Raw genomic sequence first — 19,448 nt, forward strand, 5'->3', positions numbered from 1 at the left:
CCCGTTGAGAGCTGGGTACAAAGAAAAACCAAGAAAATATTGTTGCAAATAAAATAGCAGATAGTGCTGCTGTTAAGAACCTTTTCATAATTTTACACCTCCATAAACCATTAATAGATTTAGGCAATTTATTTTAGCATTCTTATTGAACTAAACTGCTCCGTTAGTTCAATAAGAAAAAAGCTTCACTCCTTCTTGAAGTAAAGCACCCGTTAGCTTAAAAAGTGTAAATGGCAACAAAAAATAAAAACGCTGCTGCAAGGATAAAAAATACCGCACTTGTTTTCTTTTTTGCTTGTAGTTCCGAAATCCCCGTAACCAACATAAACACACCTAAGAACAATATCATATATGGCATAAACTCAAATTTTTTAGTAATTAGACCATAACCTGCTAATGCTATAACAATAACTGATAAGATAACTTTTAATATTTTCAATATTTCCATCTCCCCTATTAAGCCCCTGTAAAATTTCTTGTTTAATCATATCACTTTGAACTCTTTTTTCTTATTGAACTTATTAAATCAACGAAAAACGGCTTTTTCACACTCAAAACTGCCTGATGTTTGGATACAAAAAAGAAAAAGCTGAATTTTGAGTGTTTTGAGGTATAATAATATAGATTAAAGGAGTGTTGGAGATGGGTTTGTTGAATTTATTGGGATTGGGTAAGGAAGATAAGGGCATAGTGGAGACGGTTGTTGAACTTGAAAAGCAGCAACATTACGTGAAATTTTGACGTTACTGAAGATAGGTTATGAATACCACTTTAAGACCAAGTTTGATGCGATTCTGATAGATTCTCCACTGCCCGTAATCACTTGGAGACCTGGTGAGGTGTAGTCATTGGTTAATGGATGTACATCAATCATTGGGCGTTGAAATATATTACTTGCCTCTAGAAGAGTTCGAGACGTTTTTGAATGCATCTTGATGTCTGTAACTACTTCCTATCTGTAATCAATCAACAGGACGGTTCTATGACCATAACAAAACCGAAGTACGTCCACAGTGATGAATACATAGACAAAATGATTAAAGGCTCGGTTAAATACACAGTGCAGCAGTCTGATAGTCTTCCTGTTGTCCTCGAACATGATTTATCAAAAGAGGATTATGATAACTTCATTTTTTTGAGAAATGACTTGTATGATTTAAATCAAATTGCTGTTAAAAACGCAATCGAAATCGTCTTTGAAATACCTTCAGAAGAAGTTGATTTAAGTTTTCCTATTGATGACTACATCAAACTTCGGGAGTATGGGGAAGAGTACGTTTTATCGGTACTTATGATTGTTTTGGACATGTCTGAGTCCGAGCGCTTCTTTGAAACCGAAACAATCCTTGAATCACTCAAAAGCTTCGAGAGTTTCGCGTTTTTCATCGCATCTTTCCGTAGAGAAATACAGTTTGGAAAAAGTGTGAAACGAGTTGATTAAGAGGTTTAAATGGTGTCTAACTACTATTTAGAGGAGATGTACGAAATGGAAGATACGAGACTAATGATTTTAGGGACAACCTATACAATAGATAGATACAGCGCGAACCGTTACATTGCGTTTTTAAAGGACATTATCAACTCTTTGGATAAACCATTCATTGTTAGTTTTACGGGATTTCCGGAATTCAAACTAAACGAGGAGTACCATCATTACTCAATTTCCCGGGTATCAAATTACTTATTATCTTTATCGGATATTGAGGACGGCAGTTTCCAAGAAAAAATTATAGAAATTGCGGACGAAGATACAGAGTGGACTATACATAGAAATGAGGAGTTAAAGTACATCGCTTATCGCAAGTACACTCTTAAACCACATGTGCAAAAATTGGCGATGGAAAAGTTTAATGAAGTAATAAAAGAAATTGCAGATTCAAGAGCTGTGGGAGAAAAAGCAGAAACGGAAGAATTTCTGAAAAATCAAGTAAGAGAAAATTTGTATCGAATCGTTAAAGTTTACGATAAACAAATGCCACAAGGTGGCGAAAATGGAGTAGACGGATTTTTAGACGTCGACATTCAAGGGTTAAATGATGAATCAATAAGGTTTATTGCCAAAGATATATTTGATTTTGGAAGTTTTTGCTTCCCAAAACGTTTTGGTGGTACTGATGACGTACTTAACCGTGAAAAATGGACCGAAGAAGAACACAAAATGTCTCGTTGGTTAAACGAATTTAGCCCATTTTCAAAAGCAAGTTCACAGGAAAAAATTTCGATGGCAGAAAAACCAGTGGTTTCCGTCGCTTCAAAAGCTGTAACACTGACAGCTGCAAATGTTGTTGATTCTTTTTCTAAGCGGTTTAAAAAACATATGCATGAACCGTTACAAGAGAGGACAGAACGCATCTCTGCGAGTCTTGGAATCTTTAAAGAACGGGTCCAGGACAAGAAAAAAGAGTTGGATAAGGATAGAGGGGTATCGTTATAAAATAAAAATAAGTGTCTCTTTCTTGGCTAAAGCCTCGTGCTTCTTCCACTAACCCCGTTAGTCCAATAAGGAATTCTATTTCAATTAAGCCTTAGACGACTGTTATAAAGATATGTTACATTTTAAACTTTCCCAAAATGGCCAGTTAGTTGAAGTGTAATCTCCAGACACATTTCACTCTCCATTGTTCAAAGTACTCCCAACCTAAAATATCTTTAGAATCTTTCAACTCGTAATTCCATATTAATAATAACACTTTACTATCTCTCTTTTCCGGTCATTTATATCTTTGTAATACAATTAAATCTAATAAAATTGGAGGGATTTTATGAAAGCTATCGTTTGTAACAAATATGGATCACCTGACCTACTTGAATTAAAAGAGATAGAAAAGCCTTTGCCTTTAGAGAATCAAGTATTGGTAAAAGTTCATACAGCATCCTTGAACTTTAGTAACTTGGTTCTTTTGAAAGGCAAACCGTTCTTAGCTCGCTTGGCTTTTGGGCTACTGAGACCAAAATACGCTATACCGGGAGGTGACATAGCGGGTATAGTCGAAGCTGTTGGCAAGAATGTGAAGCAGTTTCAACCAGGGGATGAGATATTCGGTGACCTCTCAGGTTGTGGCTGGGGTGGTTTTGCTGAATATGTGTCTGTCCCGGAATTTGCTTTAGCTTTAAAGCCAACCAACATCTCCTTCGAGGAAGCTGCTGCCTCACCTATGGCAAGTGTGACAGCCTTACAGGGACTACGCGATAAAGGAAAGATTAAGGCAGGACAGAAGGTATTAATTTATGGGGCATCTGGAGGCGTCGGTACTTTCGCGGTACAAATAGCCAAATCATTTGGGGCTGAAGTAACAGGTGTATGTAGTACAAGAAATTTAGAAATAGTGCATTCAATAGGAGCAGACCACATCATTGATTATACAAAAGAGGATTTCACCCAAAAAAAGGAGCGTTATGATTTGATCCTTGGTGTTAACGGGTCTAATTCCATTTCAGCTTATAAACGTGTTTTAAAACCAAATGGGCATTTTGTTCACGTAGGTGGAGCCGAATCCCAAATGTTTCAAACGTTAGTTCTTGGACCTTTTATTTCAATGACTGGAAGTAAGAAAATAAGTAACCTTTTACAGAGAGCAAACCAAAAAGATTTAATTTATATAAAGGAATTACTTGAGACTGGCAAAGTAAAACCAGTAATTGATAAACGGTTTGATTTAAGCGAAGTATCTGAAGCATTCAAATATTTCCAGAAAGGTCACGCTCAAGGTAAAGTTGTCCTTACTGTCTAATTATTAGATGAATAATATACCGAACGCACAATTTTAACCTATTAAAAATGTGCGTTTTCTTCATCTTTAAAGAAGGTGACTATCCTTCAGAATAAAGATTTGACCTCTCTTATTAAACTAACCTGGCCCGTTAGCCATACATGTAGCGCAAAGTCAGCGCTACACCACAGAGGATGAAAATATATGCAGAACGGGTATTGGATACTACGGCTGGCGAAGAAGGTCGATGAACTATGGTGCCATTGAGCCCATCCGTTAGTCTGACTCCAACGACCACGGTGCATCACAGACTGTCGCACTCTATACGAGTAGCACTCATGGGAGATTAATCCTACTCTGGTTATTGCACCAGCCTGCCTTTATTCTATGAAGAATGGAGTTGGTTACTGATTAACTTTCAACTTAATATAATCATTTTGAAGGCTCAGCCTTTTTTAAAAAAACTTTTTCTGAGCTTTTTTTGTTATGCAGTTTTATAGATTTTGAGCGTTTTTTAATTTTCATGGGAGTTCAATGAGAAAAAAGAGCTACATTACCAACTCGATGATTTTCAACTGGCGCACCCGTTACCTCAATTTTTTTTATCTATTCATCATTTTAATCTTAGTGAAGCCTTATCTGATTAGTTCTATTATCGTTGAAATTATAAAATATGTTAAACATCCTAATAGAAAAAACTTTATATTTCCTTTATTAATATATTTCTTCATTTGTACTACTCCCTTCTCCTTTCGTTAGAAAAGCCAAGAGCGTCTAGAAACCCCGAATGCCAATGTGATAATTGATGTCAAAAATGAAGCATACCAAAGTAAAAGCATACTAACCCCACCCTTGTATTTTTCCACCCGGTTTTTGAACACTAGATAAACAACACTCCTCAACTAACGCAACCGTTAGTCGAAGTACATTTCTTCACAAACTAAAAAAATTGAAAGTAACAAAGAGTCGTACTTTCATTTTAACTAATAGTACTTATTTGATTTCCTCAGCCAACTCCAAAATAATTCCCTCTGGACCACGAACATAGCATAATTTATAACTTTCTTCGTATTGCTGTATCTCACTAAAGATTTCCGTGCCCTTCTTTTTCAATTTGGCAACAACAGCTTCAATATCTTCCACAGTAAATGCAATATGTCGGATACCCAGTGTATTTGCAAAGGTTTGCTGAATACCTTTTTCATCTAACGGCGTAAAAAATTTGATTAGCTCTATCCATGTCTTGCCTTCTGGCATCCCCAATCCTACACACGCAACTTTAGCATCATTAAGCCCAACTGCATATCCCATCAACTCTCCTTCCATTTCCCATTCCCCTTTCACCTCAAGTCCAAAATCGAGAAAAAACTCTTTAGCGGCAGAGAGATCATTTACGATTACACCCACATGATCCATTCTTCGAATCCTCAATTTTCATACCTCCTATGATCCTGTTATTTTGTAATATCCTTTATTCAAATTCTAGTATTAACAAATGGACGATTACTATGATAAAAAGACATCTGCATTTCTGATTGTGCGTGCATTCTACTCATCATTTCTACCTACAAGGAGAATTTTGCATATTTTACCGGAACTTTGTTATTCAGCAATCCTGCTCCTTTAGTTGAACAAGAAAAAGAGCCGTCTAAGCAGCAAAGCACTCGTTATTTAAACACTCCTTGTTCTTTCCATTGATCGAAATACTTTTGATAACCCATTTCTTCAGCAGTCATGGTGTATTGCGTATCCCCCAATGTAAAAGTATGAGATCCCGACAAGGCTTCATAGGTTGGACTCCCTTTTACACCCTCGAATAGCGTTTCGAATGTATTTACATCCACTGATGTTGTGTTTCCATTCTCGTAGGTTTCAAATAGAATGAAATCAACCACTCCTTTATCTGTTTCACCCTTAAACATCAAACCTGCTTTATTCAATGACAAATATAATTGGTTCATAATCAACCTTCACTCTCCCTTTTGTAAGATATTTAATAAGAGAGTTAGTTTCCTAACTCTCTTGTTGTATGTGCGTAATCATATAATTGGTAAAATAGCTCGTTATTTTTTCGAAATTTAGTGCAGTGTATAGGACAATCCCTTGTGCATCATGATCGAACGTTAAAACCATTTCATCACCTGAATTGAAAATTCGATTACGACCAGTTCGGATATTCAGCTTATTTTGAGACACGATGAATGTGTCGTTTTGATAGGCTAAGTAAAATAGCTCTTCGAACACAACTTTTAATTCATCGGTATTTTTTACTGTTAAAAAGAAACCTGGGACCTCTGCATGATACATTCCTTTTGAAGAGAGGGTAAACACACGCTGTCCGGAGTCTATATATTCTACAGCATACTTTGCCCAATCCTTTTGCATTTGATGCTGCTCTCCATCGTGCGTTTCAATATAAATAGACAATGGATAAACATAAAGGTTTTCAATTGTTTCAAAAGCAAGTTTTTCTATACAATCATAGTCCGTACTAATATAATACGATTTAGCCTGTTCTTGTAAATCTACATCACACTCTCTATCATCTTCACGAATATAAATTTCAAGTTGAATGGGTAGCTCTTTCACCGACAACACACTACATGGCACAGGCACTTTTTCATAAAAGGACACATGTCTATTAAAATCTGCAATCGCTTTGCCATTTTCATCATATATAACGCTTGTACATTCACTTATATTATTTGCTAAAATCCAACTTCTTGTTGCGTCATCTAAAAAGAACTTGTAGCATTTACCATGATGATCTGTTTTTACTCGCTTATTTTTAAAAAGCTTCTTCATTTGCTTTATCATCTTTTCTTCATCTAAACCTCGGTATACCAATATATCCACAGTAGAGGCCTTCGTAATAAAATAATCAAAAAGCATTTTCCGCTGATTTTCAACTTCGTCATTTCGCACATCGAACTCAGGTAAATCGGCATCCCATTCGTTCGTTTGATCTAAAATATACATCACTTCACCTCAAGCTCCGTTTATTAAACTTTTTCATTACATCTCCACATACCCATAAACTCAAATGACATTGTTAAATACTTCTCCTGTAACATACATTCCTTTAGATAATTTCATTCTTTATTTCATCATGATATTTTTCCGGAATTTCAATCATTGTATAACTTTCAATAATATCATTCGGAATCAGAATTCGATATCTTACAAATTAATCGTCCTTAATGAAAACTGAACTATTATTTATACAATAAAGAAAGATTATATTTCACAATCGCACTCGTTAGTTGAACAAGAAAAAAAGCTTTACTCCATTCTTGAAGTAAAGCACCCGTTACTTTGCATTAACTATTTACAGTTGCTAATACTGTTTGTTAAAACACTTGGTCCTAACTGTCCTGTTTTAGAATTTGAGAGGCGTACCTGAACTTCGACATTCTTCATTTCTGCAGTAATTAAATCAAATCGTCCAGCCCAACTTGGACCATTATCCTCTGGCGTTGGATAAAGCTTAAAACGCCAACTTATTTCTTTGGGAATAGACGCAAAGCCTTCATAGCTATCGAAGTCACCATAAGTAGATGGTTTGGGAAGATGAACAGCAAGAATACTTATATTAGTTCTTGCAAAACTTGGTGGGTTTAACTGCACTTTATAGATTAATGCAACACCTTTTGCATTCGTCAGACTTTTATCAACAGGTTCCAATATTAGACTACACGGCTCTGAAATGGCTTCTAATAATTGTTGCTTCTCTTTGTTTATTGCCTTTACTTTTGTTGGTTTTCCCCAAGTTACATATAACAACGTTGTTAGACTTAATAGTAATAGTACACATATTAATGATATTTTTTTCATCTAACCACCTACCTAATTTTAGGTAGTATATCCTTGTTATAAGACAATATTCTTGTTCAACTAAGCCCTTTAGTTGAACAAGAAAAAAGAACCTTCTTAGCACCCGTTAGCCCAATATTGGAATATACTATTTCAGACTTAATTCATAATGATAGTATTGTGAATCCCGAATATATCCATTTCTTTCATATAGCCTTTGGGCATAATCGTTATCTGGTGCTGTACTCAGACTAATACTTTTAGCGCCTGATTCGACAGCGAAAGATCTAGCTTTATGTAAGAGTATTTCTCCAACTCCTTGTTTTCTGGCTTCTACATCTACATATAAGTCATTTAGTATCCAAGCTCTTTTCATAGATATGGATGAAAATGCAGGATAAAGCTGCGTAAATCCTACATACTTTTGTTTGGCTTTGACGACAAATAGAATGGATTCCTTGCCTTCTATACGTTCTTTTATGTAATTTTTTGCACCTTCTAAATCCGATTCCTGTTCATAAAACATCCGATACAAATTAAATAAATTTGACACACCTTCTAAATCCTCAATCGTCGCTTGATATATCTCCAACAATTTCCCCGCCTTTCCTTAATCAAATTTCACATTAGATTTGGTGTTTTTGTTATTGACTTAAAATTTCCGTTAGTTGAACAAGGTTTCGTTGAATAGCTGTGCAGATATCGAATTCGTTAGACTATTGCATTCTCAAATAAAGATGCAAGGTTTTCTACTAGTTGAGCTTTAGTAAAATCATCGTGATATATACGGTACACTCTTGTCTCGTCTGAGTTTAGTTTGACAAATATGGGGTCGCCGCTACCATGAGAGCAACTAGCTAGAAAAACGTATCCATCTTTTAATGCAGATATTCCAGGTTCAAATTCAGTGCTTTCTTCAATTATGTCGTCAACACCACCACATATCATATAAGAAATTCCGTCATAATCCTCATCTGGCTCATCTTCTTGGAACCCAAACTCCGTATCAATTAAAGGAACAGTTGTATAAAGTTCGATATACCAATTCGGTAACTTTATCTTCAATTCTTTTTCTAATTTTGCTATGTCACTTTCGCTTACTGTTTCACCAACAAAATCGGGATATTTCATCTTAATTCTATCGACCAGTCTTCTGGCCTCCAAAGTAATTTCATTATTCATTATAATTCAGTACCCCCATAAAGACCTCACTTAATTCAATGTGTATACCAAAACCTAAGTAAGTTATGTAAAATGAGTTGGCTTTTTCAATATCAAAAATTCGAAAGATAGGTGTAATCATGTAATAGAGCACCCCTGTTTCATTTATTTTAGTTAAGTGATTTAATCATGAAGTTCGAGTACTCCTTCTTGAAGTAAAACTACCAAGTTAGATCATTTAAGAATGTAAGAATATCTTTGTTCACATCGTTAATGTCCGGACCTAATGTCATTAAATGTTTAGAGTTTGGATACCCCATGATTGTTTTTTGATGCGTCGCAACGCTTTGAAATACTACTTTTGCACTCTCCTTATATAATGGTTCATCTAATTCACCATACATAATACGAATTGGTGATTTTAAAAGTGTTAATTCATCCATCGTACTATCAATTAGCTGTTGGAACTCAACTAATGAATCGATAGACATATTTTCAAGCTGTTTCATTTCTAAATTTATTTGTTCTTCATTTTTCCCTTCAAGTTGTTTGTATCTTTTTGCATAATAAAAGACTCGCTTTTGTAGAAAAGTAGCTTCTCTATGTATAGGCACTGACATTGTAACAACGCCATTTACCTCCAACTCCTGCCCCACTTTTAATGCAAACACACCACCAAGAGAGAGACCAATCACGGCTATTTTTTCAAACCCTTCATCCTTTAACAACTGATACCCGTTTCGTACATCTTGCCACCAATCTGACGGTCTATATGTGAGAAGCTCTTCCGCTGTTTGACCATGTCCACTGTATAATGGTGCATAACAAGTATAATTTTCCTTTTGTAAATACTTTCCCAACTTTTTCATATCAGTGGGATTGCTTGTAAATGAATGTAAGAGTAATACAGCTTTCTCTCCACCTTTATAGACAAAAGGCTTAGGGGGTACTATTTTCATCATTATTTTGAATACCTCACTTTTTATTTTAAAAGGTCAAAATTATTCGTTCAATAACTACTTCTATGACTTACTAGTAAAAACCTGCTACCTTGCAGTGTTAGCGAATAAGAAAGGCATTATTGTTCGATCAATAAAGCAACCAGATAGGCTAATATGATTTTATTCAGTATAATGAGTTCATTCAGAAACGGGGGGAATTATCATGCCATTTTCAACATCACCGTTTACTCCATCTATAAACTTACATAAATAACAAAATAATAATCTGAGAGCTATACGCTCTTTCGCAGATTCGAAGGAGTAGACCATGAAATCTAACATTCAGTTCTTACTATCAATGATACTCTTCGGGACAATTGGTGTATTTGTAAGATACATTGATTTATCTTCGAGTGAAATCGCTTTATTGCGTGGTTTAATTGGCGGTATGTTTTTAACGGTAGTCATGTTCATCATGAAGAAAAAAATATCATGGGCATTGGTTAAAGTAAATGCTTTCGTTTTAATCCTATCGAGTATTGCACTGGGGGGGAATTGGATTTTCTTTTTCCAGGCATTCAAGCATACGACCATTTCTAACGCAACATTAAGTTACTATTTTGCACCTGTGATTGTCCTGATTCTTTCACCACTTGTCCTCAAGGAAAAGTTATCTGCTAAGAAAATAATCTGCATTGGTATAGCCATGCTAGGGATGTTATTCATTGTTGGTAATGTTGGGATTAGCACGTCTGGAATGGATGATTTAATTGGGATTGGATATGGATTAATGGCAGCTGTACTATATGCTTCATTGATGCTATTAAATAAATTCATCAAAAATATGGATGGGTTAGAAACCACATTACTTCAACTTGGAACGGCGACAATACTTCTCATTCCGTATGTTTTCTTTACGGAGGGATTCGGAATTTTGGAAGTATCGAGCTCCTCCATTCCATTTATTTTAATCATAGGGATTGTACATACAGGTATTGGATTCTTGTTATTCTTCTCAGGTATGCAGAAATTAAAAGGGCAAAGCATCGCTGCACTAAGCTACGCAGATCCAATCACATCATTACTAATTTCAGCTATTATCTTGCAAGAGCAAATGACATTTATTCAAATGCTAGGTGGTGCATTGCTTTTAGGTGCAACATTTGTGAGTGAAACGAAATCAATGAAATTGTCTAAAGGTAAATTAATTTAACAAAACAGTGTGAGGCAAATGCTTCACACTGTTTTGTATTTTAAAGCGATTATGTTACATGACTAAAATCTCGAAATCATGGCTAATTCGCATCGACAAACATACGATATATATAATCAAGAAAATTTCTCGGAAGGGATTTATACAATTATGCAACGGATAAAGTTTGCGCTTAAACAATTCCTAGACGAGCCTATGTGGTTTAGAATATTAATCTCGACAACTTTGCTCATTTCAGTAATTTTTAGTAGTTCATTTTTCTCGAGTAATGCTTACTTTCAAAGTAGTTCCAAATTAGCCGCTGCTATCTTTTTTTGTGCTTATGGTATTAAAATGAGAAGAAATTTTAGAAACTCCTTCATTTTATTTACTTTAGCATTAATATGTATTTTCCTATCAATCCTAGCAATATATTAGTGAGTATATTCCTCTAAATAATTTCCAATCTGCCCTTCGAAAAAACACATCTTGGTCAAAGATAATTGGCTTTTCAGACTAACGAATGGAGCTGGAAAAATGGATTTATTTTTGTGGATTACTGTTTTCTCAGGTACCTTTATCGCAATTTTCGCCGCTAAAAAGAAAAAGAAAAAATGAAATTTGTTTATGTTGAATCAGGACTGTCGATCGACAACTTGCTGTCTAGGTAGTGTGAATTTCTTGGTATTGCCAACTTCATTTCCTCTTTTGTTGAAGAGCATAAATGCCTACTTTGCACTTGTTAGTGGAAGCTAGACGCATTTCATAAACTAGGTTCCACTAACAAGGCTACCTCGAATACATTTATCTAACAAATGTAATAAAGTCGATATTAACTGGTTCAAAACCATCTGCTCGAAGCCTTGAATTAATTTGTCCTCGATGGTACTGACCATGCAATGCTACATGAGTCAAAATATCCCTTGCAGATTCCTTAAACTCTGTTCCTTTGCTATTGGTATAGAATATTAATTTATCTATATCAGCTTCTACTAAATCAGTAAGATACTCTTTAAAACTCACTTCATTACGCATTACAAGTTCTGCACAGATTTCAATATCAACGTCTTCCCAGACCGGCAATTGTGAACTGTCCATTCCTTGTAATCTGGCAATCCAAATTCTTTCTCCAAACAGGATATGAGAAAACAAACGATTTGCCTCTTGATTTCCACCTTCAATACTTTGCAATGTTTCAAGGATACGTTGGTTAGCCCAATTTAAATGGTCATACATCTTTTGAATCGTTTTCAATGAGAATCACACCGCCAATGATTGAATTTTTCAATAGTATTTCCCCTTATAAAAATCATAATTCCCCAAACATAATATCACAACATAACCCCTTAGTTCGAGAGATTTAAAAAGATTCCTCTTCAACTAAATTGCTTCATTAGATCAATAAGAAAAAAAGAGCTGCCTAAGCACCCCATGTTATTCAACTAAAGCAACCGTTAGTTTAATAAGAACAGAGACGCTTATTAAACAATCGCACCAGTTTGCCTAATATTGTTTCTCTTTATTATTCAAATATCTAGACACAATAATTTGAAAACCAATGATAGCTGCACCAAGAATCAGAATGAATATTGGTCTTTCACTTCGGCTGTAAATATTAAAAATAAAGAATACCCCAATTATCCAAGTAAAAAAAGAAATGATAGCTACAATTATTTTTGTTCGTTTCAAAAATCCTCTCTCACTTTCATATCTATTTTATAATTCTATTCAACAATCTGGCCCGATCTTTGAACTCAAGTTAAACAACACTCTTCAACTAACCTGCTCTTTAGTTCAATTAGAAAAAAGGCTTTACTCCTTCTTGAAGTGAAGCAACCATTAGCGAAAAAAGAAAATAAATATATATGTTAAATTAGTTGTACTAACTCTGGATTAAAGGCTACGAAATGAGGCATCCAACAATCAGAGTGTTCCGTACCGATTTCGTGATTATCTAAGCAATTCCTATTCATACCATCACAACCATCTAATCCGCAACAACCGTTTAATCTGCTTTGATCCGAATGATAGTTTGAATTGATTAGATCCTTAATGTTTATTATGATAAAACCTTTTAATCCTACTTTGTAAGTTATTCCATCATCAACTACATAAAAGCCTTCAGGAATATAACCGTGACCAACATTCATATCCAATAAATTCAGGTCTTTTAACTCCGATACTGGTTTGGAAACTTCTAAATTACAGGATTTACAAATCAGTTTCAATTTAGTGTTCCTCCCCTTAATATGGATATATGTTTCATTTTCTGCTATTAATCTATATTATTATTGTTGAACTAACTTGCATCATTAGTGAAAAAGCGTCTCCACTTATTGTAGAAACGCTTTCGTTAGTTGAACTAAAAAAGTCGATTTATACTTAAAAAGACTCAGTTAACGAGTTCCTTTGATTCAAATTTTAATGTTAGTTTTTATTGCGGACTTTTTTTCGATTGCCATACGTATATTTGAGAAGACACCAAGAAGCAATATTAACGACATAACCATTTTTTCAAAAGGCGTTCCTAACAATTGTTGTATGAATCCAAAAGACCAAAGTACTACAAAAAACCAACATATAACAGTTATTGTTCTTTTGTATTTGTATATCTTATTTCTGCCAACAATTAGCGTGAAAACTAATCCTATGATAGAAATAATAATATTGGAAATAGATATAGGCAGTTGAGTTGCTAAGGATTCTGACCTTCCACCATTTACCCACGTAAATGGAATAATCCCGCTAATAATAAGAAATTGTATTAAGAATGTCAAAGAGTAAAAACAGATCCCCATATTTACAGCCGTTTTCATATTAACTTTTCTAAGCTTTTCTAACATACAATCACCTCATTTCTTCTCGTTAGTGAAAAAGCGTCTTCACTTACTATATGAAAAGCGTAACTGTTGTTCCAGTAATGCATTTGTTAGCTTGAAAAGTATACATGAAGAGGGATCTGTTCCTTCTTCTTTTTGTTTTGCTCTAGTAATTCAGTGCATCGTATTCTTAAATGCCATATGAAACCTGGAAGTAGATCCTATCGTTTCTATTTAATTTTTTGATGAAAACCAAATTGAATTTCAGCTTAGAATTAGACCTTCAGCAAGCCACGGAAGCCCCTTGCAGCATAGTAGGAATCTGCTCCATTGTGGTATAGAAAGACAGTGTCGTAGCGAAGATCACAAAAGAGAGCCCCGCCGAGATTTCTAATATTGGCAGGTGTTTGCACCCAGCTCGACGTTTTCATATCGAAACTCATCATTTTCTGCAGGTCCCGATATTGTTCTTCCGTTAAAATTTCAATACCCATGGCATTTGCCATATCCATAGCGTTATTTTCTGGTTTGTGTTTTTTCCTGGATTCGAGTGCTTTAAGGTCGTAACAAACACTTCTGCGACCTTTGGGACTTTCTACGGAACAATCACAAAAAATGTATTCGCCTGCCTTTTCATCAAAGCCAACAACATCTGGTTCCCCTTCAGTTGCTTCCATTTCATTAAGAGACCATAGTTTTTCAGGATTCGCTTCGAGCTTAGCTTGTACTGTAGCCCATTCAACACCTTCATGGCGGTTCCTATTTTTCTCAAAACGAGTTTGCAATGTTGCGAGGAGTTCCTCACGTTGTTCTTGTGACAACTGTTTATTTGCTTCTGTCATATTCGTTTCCCCCTTATTGTTTTAACTACTTACTGCTATTTTTGCCAAGTTTGGTGTTTTATTTTCATGGTAGCTGATTAAGAGCATAGTTCTGTATTCGTTATTTTTCATACGTATTCCTCTTTCATTCGACAACTAAAAATAGCAAACTCGGTGGACCGCCTTTATTTTCCATGAGAAAGCCAAACTAGCCCAAAATAAACAAAGAACCAGTCACATAAACAAGGAATAAACAAGACCAAAACCCTTGATATGAATGGTTCTTTTTAGAGTTTGTGTGAACTAAGAAACCAAAATCACTTTATACTACTGGATATAAACATCGACGCGTCCTGATTCATGAAAAGTTCATTTCCATGATGGAATGTCTTCATTTCAATTGATTTAAATCCAACTTCGGCTAATCCTTTTTTCAGTTCTTCATGCGAAAAACCGTTATGGACTTTCGGATGATTTATTTTATCATTTTTATCAAAATCAATAATAATGAGCTTGCCGCCCTTATTTAAAATGTTGAACAAGCCTTGCAAAATTTTTGGAGTATCTGGTATATGAAGAAGAACGAGCGACATTAAAACGATGTCTGCCTTTAGTTCAGTAGTTTCTTGAGTGAAGTCTGAATGAAGTACTTTGGCATTGGTAATTCCTTTGTGCGCAATTTTAGCTTTCGCAACTTCCAACATTTGCTCTGATGAATCCACCAATAATACAGAACCTACCAGATCTGACAATTCTAAACTAACTAGCCCCGTACCACTCCCATAGTCGATTAATGATAATGATTTACTATTTCGTAATACAGGTCTTACTTCCTTCACTACAACATTAGCCAATTCAATTCTAAACTCCGTATCATATCTTTTTGCCATCTGTTCAAAGACGTTGTTTTCCATATGCCGCTCCTCTGTTAATTAGATAATTTTAGCTTATCCATCATTATAGCAAAAATGAAAACCTTAAGGGACTATTCCCCCTCTAGGCTCTGAATACGGATTAAACGAGGAAAGCGACCATTTGTTGATATGGCTGCATTCCTTTTATTTGCTTTATGTAATATAGTGTAGTGCATAAAAGAAACAAAAGAATCCCCCTCCATATCACAATACCTTGAAGGGGGATTTATTCTTATACTACGCATGCCGTAATTACCGAAAGTGACGACCTACTCATTATTTACTCTTCAGAAGAACGTGTTTGCTGTGTACCCAGTGTCTCCCAGAAACGAATGTCTTGGTTTTCGATAGAACGGTCTGCTATCGCACGCACCGTTGCATCAAGCGTTGTGATTGTCTGCTTAATCAAGTAACCGTTGCTTTTTTGTCCTAGAACGGCAGACTCATTGTAATGATCCGACATGCCGCGCATCTCAAACAGCAGCGTAGAAATACCATATTCAACCGCGATTCCATTACGGCTAATCGTTTCAGCTGATCCTCCATTGTATTTACCTAGGTGTCCCCAGCCTGTTGAATCGACTGCATCAAACACAACCGCACCCAGTTGTTTTGACTTCAGTAATACATCTGGACTGACATTCGGTGTTGTCGGGTAAAGAATGGAGCCCGACACTAGTTCTCCATCACGCTCACTTTGGGCGCCTTGGTGGTGTAAATCAATCATATAGTCAATATCATATGCCTGCATAACATTGTCATGAAGCGCTTTCGTTTCAGGTTGAAATTTCGTTACGTGATCCCGATTCAAGTCCACCCCTAGCGCATTATAACGGGTTAAATTTCGTCCACCGCTAGCTATATAATCATCTAGGGAAAAATCGACATCTCCCATTGCGCCGTCTGCATTGAGCATTGGAACAATTAAGATATTAACCCCGTCAGTGACACCTTTCATCTTGCCTGTACCGAGATGTTTGATGAACTCAAGTGTCCCTTCTGTCGTCAGCTGCTCGTTTCCATGCTGCTGCGTAAGAAAAAGAATCGTTGGATTTTCGGGGTTTTTCATGTATTTAACCAGATACAAATCTCTTCCTTTCACGCTTTGACCAATTACTTCAAGTTTCATATCCTTTTGTTTGGCTTCCTGCTTCTTGAGACTTTCCACCATTTCGTCATACGTGTGTAGGATGGATGTATTTATGGTTTCATTACCGCCATAGTTAGGCCCGTTTCCTACAGCTTCTGCAATAGGTGATGCAAACGGTGATGCGCTAAGTACCATTGCGCCTGCAAGTGAAAATGCGAGTATTGATTTTTTCATTTAATTCTCTCCCTTTTCTTTAACTATCAATTGTTTACGATACCAATTTCCCGCTTCAGTTCGTTGGCCTGTAAGCAGTCAATGGAATGTTCTCGTAGTCATCAGGGTTTAAATTTTCGACTGATCCGTCAGCAACTGCGTGAATAATACCACTCAGACCTCTTTCAACGGCTTTTACGAGTTGTCCTTTTTTCTTTTGCCCCATATTTTGTGTTTGGCCAGTTACTTCAAAGAGTACAGTGCCGCTGCCATTCAAAGCAAATGTACCAAGTGCTGTCCCAGGAAGGTCGAGCCCCTGCGAATAAAGCGTAATATTCTTGAACGGCGAATTGCCGTAGGACCGTAATTCATTATAGGCAGCAAGGTTCAACTGTCTTGAGAAATCATAATTATATATATCTTTGTACTGCGCATATTTTGCACCCGCCGAAGTATTCGGGTCCGGAACAAATTGCGCTGATAAGGATAATGTTACTTCATCGGCAGTACCATCGACATAATACATTCCTTGATGATGCAGGTCGACGAAGACATCTACTTTTCCATACTCCTCTTGTAACGATTTGTATACATCGCGTACGGTTTGCGCTTCAGGTGTGATAAACCAGCCTGGTGAACTAGAGTTACCTGGAAAGTCTTTTGCTTGAGGGACATAGTTTAGATCCGGATTGAAGTCTCGATTGACGTCAAAGCCAGGATTTTTACTATAGTCATACATTTGGCTAATGCCACGGTTCAAATAGTTCCAAGCAGGAGCTACTCCACTTAACTGTGGGAAGTCCGCAAGTATCTCTTCCCAAGTCATGTCGTTCCGTCTTTTGTCCATCTCTGACGCATCAGGATTCATTTTCGGCAGAAAGACGAGTGTTACTTCATCGCGAATCTTCTTTGCTTCAGGTGAATTACTAGACCCTACTGATTTGAGCAAATTGAGGACCGCTTCAGTCCCAGTCTTTTCATTCCCATGAATTTCGCTCTCAATGAGGATAACCTTTTTGCCTGTCCCAACGGTCGCTTTGTAAATATCCCGGCCTCTATTGGATTGACCGACGACTTCTACAACGACATTCCCCTTGCTCGATTTCTCAATTTGCTGAAGCGTCTTTTGCATCTCACCATAATTCGTGAATCCCGAGATGGAATTGTTATGATGCGATTCTTGATTGTCCGGCTTTTCCGCCGCATATGCAGGCATTGCGAGACTTGCGCATAGCGTCAGGATGCCAACCGTACTCATAATTTTTTTCTTCATAAAACAAACACTCCCCTTTGCCATTTTCACCCAACTTTTTCTTCCAATAAATCTACTTACCTAGTCAACCCCGGCACATCTTTGCGCACGACATCGAACACACCCGCTCCGATAATTTCTAAAGCAGATTGCATACGTTCAACGGAGATATTGTCTGCTATTGTATCTTGTGGCGTGTGATACACTTTTTCAATATGGTAAACTAGTGGGTCCCAGCTATCGATCCCCATCCAAATAAACAGTGCTGCAGGAATACCTGCATTATGGAAAGGAACATGGTCACTAGATCCAAATTTCCCTGGTAAAATATCAGAATTACCTAACCGAGCGCCCGCCGCTACAGTCGCGTTAGTTGCAAGATTCTTACTGCCATCGACAGTCATCGCGTAAAGGTTTGTAGCCGCTTCGTATTTTGTTGCAACCATATCCGGATTAAAGACGACTTCGATATTAGCTCTTTCAGCTGGGGTTAATTGATCTACATAATACCTTGCCCCTAGCAAGCCCCGTTCTTCTGATCCGAAGGCAATAAACTTGAGGTCCTTGTCCGTGTTATATCCTTTGTAAACGCGTGCTAACTCAAGCATTAAGCCTACGCCAGATGCATTATCATTGGCCCCAGGTGCACCAACAACACTATCCATATGTGCACTTAACAACACTTCTTTTCCATTCCCATTTTTACTCTTCGCTTTTTTCGTTCCGATTACATTCACAGATTGCAAGTTCGAATGGCGTTTTGCAGTTAATCCAACAGTGACGGTTCCTTTAGCCAACCGTTCTTTTAACCATTCACCCTGGATATAAGCCGCTCCGAACACTGGGATATCAACTGCTTTTGTCAGGCTTGGATTAAATGTCGATCCATAGTTTCCACGACTTCCACCAACACTATGAAGAATGACACCCTCTGCTCCAGCATTGATTGCATTCTCGACTTGCAAACGGTAGTTAGCTGTCGAACTTGCCTGCTTCACTAATACGACCTTCCCTACGGTATTCTCTGGAAAGTCACTTGCCTTTGTGCCATCCTCTACGTAGATAACTTCTGAATTCACTGGCACATCACTTACTACGCCATTCGCGGCCGCTCCCATTTGCCATACAGATCCATCGGCAAACGTAACGTCCGCTATTAATTGATCCGCAACAGGGAAATATTGATACTCAATCTCATATCCATAGCTTTTTAATGTATTCGCTACATAATCGGCGGCTTGTTTTTCAGCCTCTAGTCCGCCGGGTCTTGGACCGATTTTTTCTGACAAGTATTTGACATGTTCAACCGCTCTTTGTGCTTCGACCCTTTTTACAACTTTATTATCATGCGCGGCACCAGATCCCCCATTTTCTCCAGCGACCGTGTAACTAATCGGCGCTTGTTTAACAGGTGCAGCGCTTGCTAATGCAAACGGTGAGGAGCTTAGTACCATCATTCCAGCTAGCGTAAACGTTAGTAATGTTTTCTTCATCCTACTCTGATTAATTCCGACTTTTTTCA

General features: G+C 36.8%; 21 protein-coding genes and 1 pseudogene. 5 read left to right on the forward strand and 17 right to left on the reverse strand.

The genetic code is table 11. The features are described 5' to 3' along the window. Positions 1 to 217 precede the first annotated feature (217 nt). Positions 218 to 448, reverse strand: coding sequence for a DUF3953 domain-containing protein (locus AC25Y6_RS11480; protein ID WP_488143118.1), 231 nt, complete (start codon positions 446 to 448; stop codon positions 218 to 220). 477 nt (positions 449 to 925) lie between these two features. On the opposite strand from AC25Y6_RS11480, the gene AC25Y6_RS11485 reads away from it, so the two are divergent. The 3 genes from AC25Y6_RS11485 (at position 926) to AC25Y6_RS11495 (ending at position 3,731) form a co-directional block, all read left to right on the forward strand. After that, entirely contained in the window at positions 926 to 1,441 is a 516-nt protein-coding gene (locus AC25Y6_RS11485) for a hypothetical protein (protein ID WP_488143119.1), read from the forward strand. Between the two features lie 12 nt (positions 1,442 to 1,453). Beyond that, entirely contained in the window at positions 1,454 to 2,434 is a 981-nt protein-coding gene (locus AC25Y6_RS11490) for a hypothetical protein (protein ID WP_488143120.1), read from the forward strand. Positions 2,435 to 2,762: 328 nt separating this feature from the next. Continuing rightward, positions 2,763 to 3,731, forward strand: coding sequence for an NAD(P)-dependent alcohol dehydrogenase (locus tag AC25Y6_RS11495; RefSeq protein ID WP_488143121.1), 969 nt, complete (start codon positions 2,763 to 2,765; stop codon positions 3,729 to 3,731). A gap of 972 nt (positions 3,732 to 4,703) precedes the next feature. Here the strand turns inward: AC25Y6_RS11495 and AC25Y6_RS11500 are convergent. The 8 genes and pseudogenes from AC25Y6_RS11500 to AC25Y6_RS11535 all read right to left on the reverse strand — a co-directional run bounded on the left by AC25Y6_RS11500 (position 4,704) and on the right by AC25Y6_RS11535 (position 9,646). After that, the gene (locus AC25Y6_RS11500) at positions 4,704 to 5,141 is read right to left on the reverse strand and encodes a VOC family protein (protein WP_488143122.1); all 438 of its coding nucleotides are present in this window, start codon (positions 5,139 to 5,141) and stop codon (positions 4,704 to 4,706) included. 236 nt (positions 5,142 to 5,377) lie between these two features. Then, positions 5,378 to 5,671 (reverse strand): hypothetical protein, encoded by a 294-nt coding sequence (locus AC25Y6_RS11505; protein WP_488143123.1) that lies wholly within the window; start codon positions 5,669 to 5,671, stop codon positions 5,378 to 5,380. 52 nt (positions 5,672 to 5,723) lie between these two features. After that, positions 5,724 to 6,689 (reverse strand): hypothetical protein, encoded by a 966-nt coding sequence (locus tag AC25Y6_RS11510; RefSeq protein ID WP_488143124.1) that lies wholly within the window; start codon positions 6,687 to 6,689, stop codon positions 5,724 to 5,726. Between the two features lie 345 nt (positions 6,690 to 7,034). Continuing rightward, positions 7,035 to 7,544, reverse strand: a complete 510-nt coding sequence (locus AC25Y6_RS11515; RefSeq protein ID WP_488143125.1) for a YoqH family protein — start codon at positions 7,542 to 7,544, stop codon at positions 7,035 to 7,037. A 127-nt stretch (positions 7,545 to 7,671) separates the two neighbouring features. Beyond that, a complete protein-coding gene (locus tag AC25Y6_RS11520; RefSeq protein WP_488143126.1) occupies positions 7,672 to 8,115 on the reverse strand; it encodes a GNAT family N-acetyltransferase in 444 nt (147 codons plus the stop codon). Positions 8,116 to 8,234: 119 nt separating this feature from the next. Then, the gene (locus AC25Y6_RS11525; RefSeq protein ID WP_488143127.1) at positions 8,235 to 8,705 is read right to left on the reverse strand and encodes an SMI1/KNR4 family protein; all 471 of its coding nucleotides are present in this window, start codon (positions 8,703 to 8,705) and stop codon (positions 8,235 to 8,237) included. Between the two features lie 34 nt (positions 8,706 to 8,739). Further along, positions 8,740 to 8,838, reverse strand: a pseudogene (locus AC25Y6_RS11530) (glyoxalase superfamily protein); the annotation flags it as partial. A 67-nt stretch (positions 8,839 to 8,905) separates the two neighbouring features. Further along, a complete protein-coding gene (locus AC25Y6_RS11535; RefSeq protein WP_488143128.1) occupies positions 8,906 to 9,646 on the reverse strand; it encodes an alpha/beta hydrolase in 741 nt (246 codons plus the stop codon). A gap of 307 nt (positions 9,647 to 9,953) precedes the next feature. Here AC25Y6_RS11535 and AC25Y6_RS11540 point away from each other — a divergent pair, with 307 nt between their 5' ends. Continuing rightward, positions 9,954 to 10,838 (forward strand): DMT family transporter, encoded by an 885-nt coding sequence (locus AC25Y6_RS11540; protein ID WP_488143129.1) that lies wholly within the window; start codon positions 9,954 to 9,956, stop codon positions 10,836 to 10,838. 468 nt (positions 10,839 to 11,306) lie between these two features. Next, positions 11,307 to 11,435 (forward strand): hypothetical protein, encoded by a 129-nt coding sequence (locus AC25Y6_RS11545; RefSeq protein ID WP_488143130.1) that lies wholly within the window; start codon positions 11,307 to 11,309, stop codon positions 11,433 to 11,435. 186 nt (positions 11,436 to 11,621) lie between these two features. Here the strand turns inward: AC25Y6_RS11545 and AC25Y6_RS11550 are convergent, their stop codons facing one another. From AC25Y6_RS11550 to AC25Y6_RS11585, 8 genes are all read right to left on the reverse strand, one after another. Further along, positions 11,622 to 12,071: a DinB family protein gene (locus tag AC25Y6_RS11550; RefSeq protein WP_488143131.1), complete on the reverse strand. Its 450-nt coding sequence runs from the start codon at positions 12,069 to 12,071 to the stop codon at positions 11,622 to 11,624. Positions 12,072 to 12,685: 614 nt separating this feature from the next. Beyond that, entirely contained in the window at positions 12,686 to 13,045 is a 360-nt protein-coding gene (locus AC25Y6_RS11555) for a hypothetical protein (RefSeq protein ID WP_488143132.1), read from the reverse strand. A gap of 186 nt (positions 13,046 to 13,231) precedes the next feature. Continuing rightward, positions 13,232 to 13,660: a hypothetical protein gene (locus AC25Y6_RS11560; protein ID WP_482104134.1), complete on the reverse strand. Its 429-nt coding sequence runs from the start codon at positions 13,658 to 13,660 to the stop codon at positions 13,232 to 13,234. A gap of 251 nt (positions 13,661 to 13,911) precedes the next feature. Beyond that, positions 13,912 to 14,478, reverse strand: a complete 567-nt coding sequence (locus AC25Y6_RS11565; protein WP_488143133.1) for a DUF4256 domain-containing protein — start codon at positions 14,476 to 14,478, stop codon at positions 13,912 to 13,914. Between the two features lie 296 nt (positions 14,479 to 14,774). After that, on the reverse strand, positions 14,775 to 15,371 hold the full coding sequence (locus AC25Y6_RS11570) for a class I SAM-dependent methyltransferase (protein WP_488143134.1): 597 nt from the start codon (positions 15,369 to 15,371) through the stop codon (positions 14,775 to 14,777). A 280-nt stretch (positions 15,372 to 15,651) separates the two neighbouring features. Next, complete coding sequence (locus tag AC25Y6_RS11575; RefSeq protein WP_488143135.1) at positions 15,652 to 16,695, reverse strand: M14 family zinc carboxypeptidase; 1,044 nt, start codon at positions 16,693 to 16,695, stop codon at positions 15,652 to 15,654. Between the two features lie 55 nt (positions 16,696 to 16,750). Then, entirely contained in the window at positions 16,751 to 17,947 is a 1,197-nt protein-coding gene (locus AC25Y6_RS11580; RefSeq protein ID WP_488143136.1) for a M14 family zinc carboxypeptidase, read from the reverse strand. Positions 17,948 to 18,003: 56 nt separating this feature from the next. Beyond that, positions 18,004 to 19,419: a M20/M25/M40 family metallo-hydrolase gene (locus AC25Y6_RS11585; protein WP_488143174.1), complete on the reverse strand. Its 1,416-nt coding sequence runs from the start codon at positions 19,417 to 19,419 to the stop codon at positions 18,004 to 18,006. Positions 19,420 to 19,448 lie beyond the last annotated feature (29 nt).

Source organism: Sporosarcina sp. Y1004, from assembly GCF_057669665.1.